Raw genomic sequence first — 7,491 nt, 5'->3', positions numbered from 1 at the left:
GCGTCGAGCAGCTCCTGGACGCCCTTGTTCTTGTAGGCGGAGCCCACGAAGACGAGGTTGAGCTCGTTGGCCAGAACGCCCTTGCGCAGAGCAGCCTTGAGCTCCTCGACGGTGAAGTCCTCCTCCATGAGGATCTTCTCCATGAGCTCGTCGTCAAAGCTGGCAGCAGCGTCGAGGAGCTCCTCGCGCTTGGTGGCAGCGATGTCGGCAAACTCAGCCGGGATCTCGTCCATCGGCTCGGGGTAGGTCATGCCCTTCTCGTCGGCCTTGAAGTCCCATGCAGTCATGGTAACGAGGTCGATGACGCCCCAGAAGTTGTCCTCGGCGCCCATCGGGACCTGAGCGGCCACGGCGTTAGCGTCGAGACGATCCTTCATGGTCTCGATAGCGTTGAAGAAGTCAGCGCCCACGCGGTCATACTTGTTGATGAAGGCGATACGGGGGACGTTGAAGGTAGAAGCCTGACGCCAAACGGTCTCAGACTGGGGCTGAACGCCGGCAACGGCGTCGAAGACGGCGACAGCGCCATCGAGGACGCGCAGGCAGCGCTCGACCTCAGCGGTGAAGTCAACGTGGCCCGGGGTGTCGATGATCTGGATGCGGTAGTCCTTACCGTCCTTGTTCCAGAAGCACGTGGTAGCAGCGGAGGTAATGGTTACGCCGCGCTCCTGCTCCTGAACCATCCAGTCCATGGTGGCAGCGCCCTCATGGACCTCACCGATCTTGTGGGTCTTACCGGTGTAGTAAAGAATACGCTCGGTCGTGGTGGTCTTACCGGCATCGATGTGGGCCATGATGCCGATGTTACGGGTATCGGAAAGCTTGTACTTAGGCTTAGCCATGTTAGTTCCTTACCTTAACTTACCAACGATAGTGAGAGAACGCGCGGTTGGCCTCGGCCATCTTGAAGACGTCCTCACGCTTCTTGACGGAAGCGCCCAGGCCGTTGGAAGCGTCGAGGATCTCGTTGGCGAGACGCTCGGCCATGGTCTTCTCCTTGCGAGCGCGGGAGAAGTTGACGATCCAGCGGATACCCAGAGCGGTGGAACGACGGGAGTTGACCTCCATCGGGACCTGATAGGTAGCGCCACCGACACGCTTGGGCTTAACCTCGAGCGTGGGCTTGACGTTGTCCATAGCCTTCTTGAAGGTAGCGAGAGCGTCGCCACCCTCGGACTTCTCGGCAACGATCTCGAAAGCGGTGTAAACGATGCGCTCAGCGGTGGCCTTCTTGCCGTCAAGAAGGACCTTGTTGATGAGCTGAGTCACCAGGCGGTTGTTGTAAACGGCGTCAGGCTGAACCTCACGACGATTAGCTGCTGCACGACGCGGCATGTGAAATCTCCTTAAGTGTCTACCGTGCGGCGCTTAGGCGGCACACGGCGAAAGTATCAAAACGTTATCTGGCTTATTTGGCCTTGGGGCGCTTAGCACCGTACTTGGAACGGGCCTGCATACGGTTCTGGACCGGAGCAGCGTCGTAGGCGCCACGGATGACGTGATAACGGACACCAGGGAGGTCACGGACACGACCGCCGCGGACGAGCACGATGGAGTGCTCCTGCAGGTTGTGGCCCTCACCCGGGATGTAAGCAGTAACTTCGATGCCGTTGACAAGGCGAACACGGGCAACCTTACGAAGAGCCGAGTTCGGCTTCTTGGGGCTCGTGGTGAAGACGCGGGTGCACACGCCGCGCTTCTGGGAGTTGTGCTGCAGAGCAGCGTTCTTGGACTTCTTGGGCACGGAACGACGGCCCTGGCGAACCAGCTGGTTAATAGTAGGCAAAGCGTACTCCTTCTCGAATGATTCCAGCTTTCTGTAAAGTGCAACGGCTTGAATCGAGGGGTCAGCATCCCCCTACGAAACACGCAGTTCGATAGGATACGTGGCGTTAGCTGTGCCGTCAACAGACCACGCCGCCGGGCGTATCCCAAAATAGGCACATTTCCGCAAACCCTACACAAAAGGGATCCCCTCCTGTGCGCGGGGACGGATTCCCGGCCCGGGCGGCCCGTTCCGGGAATCCGACGTGCTCGTCGGGGCAACGTTCCTCATCAAAAAAGACCCGCTTCCCTGTTGGGAAACGGGTCTTTGGAAGGGCGGTTAACGTACTAGGAAATTACTCCTCGTCGTTGTCCTTGGCCTCTTCGGCGTCGTCGGTGTCCACGAGCTGGTTGAGCAGCTCGTCGAGGGAAGCCATGTCCTCGTTGATCGCGCCGTTGGCGGGCGCCTTCTTGTCGTCGATCGGGGCGCCCAGGAGCTCCTCGTCGGCGTCGGCGTGATGCGTCGGAGCGGAGGTACCCAGCAGGATATCGTCCGGACCGTCGGGGCTAAAGACCATCTGCAGCAGCTGCGAGAGGTCTTCCTCGTCGGCAACGTCGTCGTTGTTCTCGAGGATGTAGAGCAGATCGTGGGCCTCGAGGCCGTCGCGGAGCTCCTCAATCGCCTTGGCACCGATGCCGTCGATGCGCAGCAGATCCTCCTCGGACTTGCCAACCAGGTCGCCGACCGTCTCGATGCCGACCTCGCTGAACTTGTTGGTCCAGCGCTGCGACACGCCCAGGTCGTCGAACAGGTACAGGCGAGCCTTCTCGGCGGAGATGGTGTGGCCGTTGCGGGTGAACGAACCGTCAGCACCGCCGAACTCGTCGTAGCCGGCCCAGTCGAGCTGCTGTGGGAGCTGCTCGTCCAGGTCCTTGAGCTCCACAGGAGCCCACTCGGGCAGCGACTTGGCGTTGGGCGAAGCCGGGCCGTCGATGTCCACGTAGCCGTCGGCCGTGCGATACGTCAGCTTGGCGTTGGCGTACGGCTTGAGGCCGGTACCAGCCGGGATCTTCTTACCGACGATGACGTTGGACTTAAGGTCGAGCAGGTGGTCGACCTTGCCCTCGATGGCAGCCTCGGTAAGGACACCGGCGGTACGGATGAACGAAGCGCTCGACAGCCAGGAGTCGATGTTGGACGCGACCTTGAGCGTACCCAGGATGACGGGTTCGGCCACAGGAGCCTGACCGCCCAGACGGGCAACGCGCTCGACCTCGTCGGCGAACTCGTAGCGGTCGACGTACTGACCAAGCAGGTACTTGGAGTCGCCGGGGTTGGTGATCTGAACGCGACGCAGCATCTGACGTGCGAGCACCTCGATGTGCTTGTCGTTCAGGTCGACGCCCTGGCTGGTGTAGACGTCCTTAACGCTCTCGACGAAGGTGTGCATCGTCGACTCGATGTCGGTCAGCTTGCGCAGGTTGCGGAAGTTGACGAAGCCCTTGGTGATCTGGTCGCCGGCGCGAACCTCGCAGCCGTCCTCGATCTCAGGCATGAAGCGCACCGAAGCGGGGACGCGACGCTCGTCGAGGACACGGGTGTGATCCTCGGAGTCGGTGAGCGTCAGCACGTACTCGGACTTCTCGGGCTTAATCGAGAGGTGACCGGAGTACGGAGCCAGCTCGGCCTCGCGACCCAGAATCTTCTCGTTGACGTTGCCGACGATATCGAACATACGGCTGACCGTAGGCAGACCCTGCGTAATATCGTCGACGCCAGCGACGCCGCCGGAGTGAATGGTACGCATCGTAAGCTGCGTACCGGGCTCGCCGATGGACTGGGCAGCAATAATGCCGACGGCAGTACCGATAGCGACCGGGCGACGGGTGGAAAGATCCCAGCCGTAGCACTTCTGGCACACGCCGTACTTGGAGCGGCAGGTGAGCAGCGCGCGAAGCTTGACCTTCTTAAGGCCGGCATCGACCATCTTCTGGATGTCGGCGACCTTCTCGATGTAGCCGTCCTGCTCAAAGAGCACGGTGCCATCGGGGGCCACGACGTCCTCAATGAAGCAACGGCCGACGAGGTCGGTGTTGAGGTCGGTGGTGCCGGGGATGATGAGGTTGTAGGTGACGCCCTCGTGCGTACCGCAGTCCTCCTCGCGGACAATGACGTCCTGGGCCACATCGACCAGACGACGGGTCAGATAACCAGAGTCCGAGGTGTGGGATGCGGTATCGACCAGGCCCTTACGGGCGCCGTAGGTCGAAATGAAGTACTCGAGCGGCAGCAGACCCTCGCGGAAGTTCGCCTTAATGGGAAGGTCGATCGTCTCGCCGGACATGTCTGCCATCAGGCCACGCATGCCGCCGAGCTGACGCAGCTGGGTCTTAGAACCACGGGCGCCGGAGTCGGCCATCATGTACAGCGGGTTCTCCTCGTCGAACATGTCGAGCATGAGCGCTGCGACCTTATCGGTACAAGCGGTCCACTCGTTAACGACTTCGATGTGGCGCTCCGTCTCGTTGATGAAGCCCTCCTCGAAGTACTCATTGATCTGGTCGACGTTGGCCTGGGCGCGATCGAGCAGCTCCTGCTTCTCGGCAGGGATGAGAGCGTCCCACACCGAGATGGTGAGGCCGGCGCGGGTAGCGTAGTGGAAGCCGGAGTACTTGATGGCGTCGAGGATCGGGCCGACCTTGGCCTCGGGGTAACGATCGCAGCAGTCCGCAACCAGCTTGGCCACGTCGCCCTTGACCATCTTGTAGTTCATGAACTCATAGTCTTCGGGCAGGCACTGGCGGTTGAAGATGATGCGGCCGATAGAGGTCTCGAAGCGCGCGGTCTTGTTGCCGGTAACGTCGTAGTCGACAAACTCGTTCTTGCCGTTCTTGACGCGGAAGATACGGGTGCCGTCCTCGTTGATGACGTTGGCATCGGCAGCGGACACGCGGACCTGGATCTTGGCCTGCATGTCGACCTCGGAGCGGCAGTCATAGGCGTGCAGCGCGTCGTCGAAGCTCGAGAACACGTGGTTCTCGCCCGGCAGACCCTCGCGAACCTGGGTGAGGTAGTACACACCGATGATCATGTCCTGCGAGGGGATGTTGACCGGCTTGCCGGATGCCGGCGAGCGCAGGTTGTTCGCAGAGAGCATGAGCACACGGGCCTCGGCCTGAGCCTGGCTGGACAGCGGCACGTGGACAGACATCTGGTCGCCGTCGAAGTCGGCGTTGAAGGGCGAGCAGACCAGCGGGTGCAGGTGGATAGCCTTGCCCTCGACCAGCACCGGCTCAAAGGCCTGGATGGACAGACGGTGCAGGGTCGGTGCACGGTTGAGCAGCACGACGCGGCCGTCGATGACCTCTTCGAGGATATCCCACACAAAGGTGGCACCGCGGTCGATAGCGCGCTTGGCGCCCTTGATGTTCTCGACCTTGCCAAGCTCGACCAGGCGCTTCATGACGAAGGGCTTGAAGAGCTCCAGCGCCATGGTCTTGGGCAGACCGCACTGGTGCAGCAGCAGCTTGGGGTCGGTAACGATAACCGAACGGCCGGAGTAGTCGACACGCTTACCCAGCAGGTTCTGACGGAAACGGCCCTGCTTGCCCTTGAGGGCCTCGGCGAGCGACTTGAGCGGGCGACCGCCACGGCCAGAGACCGGGCGACCACGACGGCCGTTGTCGAACAGGGCGTCCACGGACTCCTGGAGCATGCGCTTCTCGTTGTTCACGATGATCGCGGGGGCGTCCAGGTCGAGCAGGCGCTTGAGTCGGTTGTTACGGTTGATCACGCGACGGTACAGGTCGTTGAGGTCGGACGCGGCGAAGCGGCCACCGTCGAGCTGGACCATCGGGCGCAGATCGGGCGGAATGACCGGAATGACGTCCAGAATCATATTCGCGGGGCTGTTACCGCCCTTCAGGAAGGCGTCAACGACCTCGAGGCGCTTAACGGCCTTCTCGCGCTTCTGCTTCTGGGAGTCCTCGTCGGCGATGATGGCCTTGAGCTTCTCGGCCTCGGAGGGGAGGTCGATGGCAGCGAGCAGGTCGCGGACGGCCTCGGCACCCATGCCACCCTTGAAGTACATGGAGTAGTAGCGGGTCATCTCGCGGAACAGCGGCTCATCGGAAATGAGGTCGCGCTCGCTGAGCTTCATGAAGGCGTTGAAGGCGTCCGTGCGGAGCTGCTTCTCGTCCTTGCACTCTTCCTCGATGTCGACGATGCCAGAGGCGATCTCCTCGGGGGTCAGCGGCTCCTCGTCGGAGAACTCGTCGAAGTTCTCGGGGTTGCCCTGCTCCTTGAGGGACTCGATCTGGCGGGCGCACTCGGCATCGATCTCTTCCAGATCGGCGGCGAGCTCCTCGCGCAGGTCGTCAGCGTCGGCCTCGCGAGCCTCGTAGTCGACCTCGGTGATGATGTAGCTGGCAAAGTACAGAACCTTCTCGAGGTCCTTGGACTTGATGTCGAGCATACGGCTCATCGGGAAGCTCGTGGGGCTCTTGAAGTACCAGATGTGGGACACGGGAGCGGCGAGCTCGATGTGGCCCATGCGGTCGCGACGCACCTTGGCCGAGGTGACCTCGACGCCGCAGCGCTCGCAGACGATGCCCTTAAAGCGGATGCCCTTGTACTTGCCGCAGGAGCACTCCCAGTCCTTGGCGGGACCGAAGATCTTCTCGCAGAACAGGCCGTCCTTCTCGGGCTTGAGGGTACGGTAATTGATGGTCTCCGGCTTCTTGACCTCACCGTGCGACCAGGAACGGATCTGGTCGGCGGAGGCAAGGGAGATCTTTACCGAGTCAAAATCAGTAGCTTCGAAATCTGCCACAGTCAACTACTCCTTATCAGTGGTCGTGGCGGCGACAGCCTCGGGTGCCTCGGCGGTCTCGGCATCCTCGGCCTCGACGTCGGCGTCAACGCCGGCGAGCGCAGCCAGGTCGTCGAGAGCAGAGGTCTCCTCGGCGGTCACAGGGGCGGAGGCGTCCTCGTCGGCATCGTGCATGGGCTCGATGTCCAGTGCGAGGGAGCGAATCTCCTTGACGAGAACCTTGAAGGACTCGGGGATACCCGGGACAGGAACGTTCTCGCCCTTGACGATGGACTCGTAGGTCTTGACGCGGCCCACGGTATCGTCGGACTTGACGGTCAGGATCTCCTGCAGGACGTTGGAAGCACCGTAAGCGTACAGTGCCCAAACTTCCATCTCGCCGAAGCGCTGGCCGCCGAATTGAGCCTTGCCGCCCAGAGGCTGCTGGGTAACCAGGCTGTAAGGGCCGGTCGAACGGGCGTGGATCTTGTCGTCGACCATGTGGCCGAGCTTGAGGATGTAGGACGTACCCACGGTAATGGGCTCGCGGAACTCCTCGCCGGTGCGGCCGTCGAACAGGCGGGTCTTGCCGCGCTCGTCAAGCTGGGTGACGAACTCGGGACGCATGTGATCGCCAAAGGCAGCGGTGGCCTTGTTGAGCATGTTCTTGTTGGCACGACGGATGACCTCGGCGATCTCGTCCTCCTTGGCGCCGTCGAAGACGGGCGTCGCGGTGAAGAACGGACCGGGGACGTACTTGTCGGAGTCGGCCTGCTCGGTATCCCAACCGCAGGCAGCAGCCCAGCCAAGGTGGCACTCGAGCAGCTGGCCGACGTTCATACGCGAAGGAACGCCCAGCGGGTTGAGGATAACGTCGATCGGGGTACCGTCAGCCATGTAGGGCATGTCCTCGACC

General features: G+C 61.8%; 5 protein-coding genes. All 5 read right to left on the bottom strand.

Annotated features, from left to right (window positions below; translation table 11 throughout):
• Positions 1 to 842 (bottom strand): GTP-binding protein (locus AB5164_RS09370; protein WP_368148025.1); only part of this gene is annotated, 842 nt, incomplete at its 3' end.
• A 19-nt stretch (positions 843 to 861) separates the two neighbouring features.
• On the bottom strand, positions 862 to 1,335 hold the full coding sequence (rpsG, locus tag AB5164_RS09365; RefSeq protein WP_006235013.1) for a 30S ribosomal protein S7: 474 nt from the start codon (positions 1,333 to 1,335) through the stop codon (positions 862 to 864).
• A 73-nt stretch (positions 1,336 to 1,408) separates the two neighbouring features.
• On the bottom strand, positions 1,409 to 1,786 hold the full coding sequence (gene rpsL / locus AB5164_RS09360) for a 30S ribosomal protein S12 (RefSeq protein WP_006235012.1): 378 nt from the start codon (positions 1,784 to 1,786) through the stop codon (positions 1,409 to 1,411).
• A gap of 334 nt (positions 1,787 to 2,120) precedes the next feature.
• Entirely contained in the window at positions 2,121 to 6,596 is a 4,476-nt protein-coding gene (locus AB5164_RS09355; RefSeq protein ID WP_172677957.1) for a DNA-directed RNA polymerase subunit beta', read from the bottom strand.
• A gap of 6 nt (positions 6,597 to 6,602) precedes the next feature.
• The coding region (locus tag AB5164_RS09350; protein ID WP_497197417.1) for a DNA-directed RNA polymerase subunit beta at positions 6,603 to 7,491 on the bottom strand (889 nt) is incomplete at its 5' end.

Source organism: Collinsella aerofaciens, assembly GCF_040915425.1.
GTDB lineage: Bacteria > Actinomycetota > Coriobacteriia > Coriobacteriales > Coriobacteriaceae > Collinsella > Collinsella aerofaciens_BW.
This window is presented reverse-complemented; position numbering and strand designations above follow the sequence as displayed.

What these genes read in the sequence shown, in the direction of transcription:
- rpsG (WP_006235013.1), bottom strand. Translation starts at nt 1,335, where the DNA reads ATGCCGCGTCGTGCAGCAGCTAATCGTCGTGAGGTTCAGCCTGACGCC.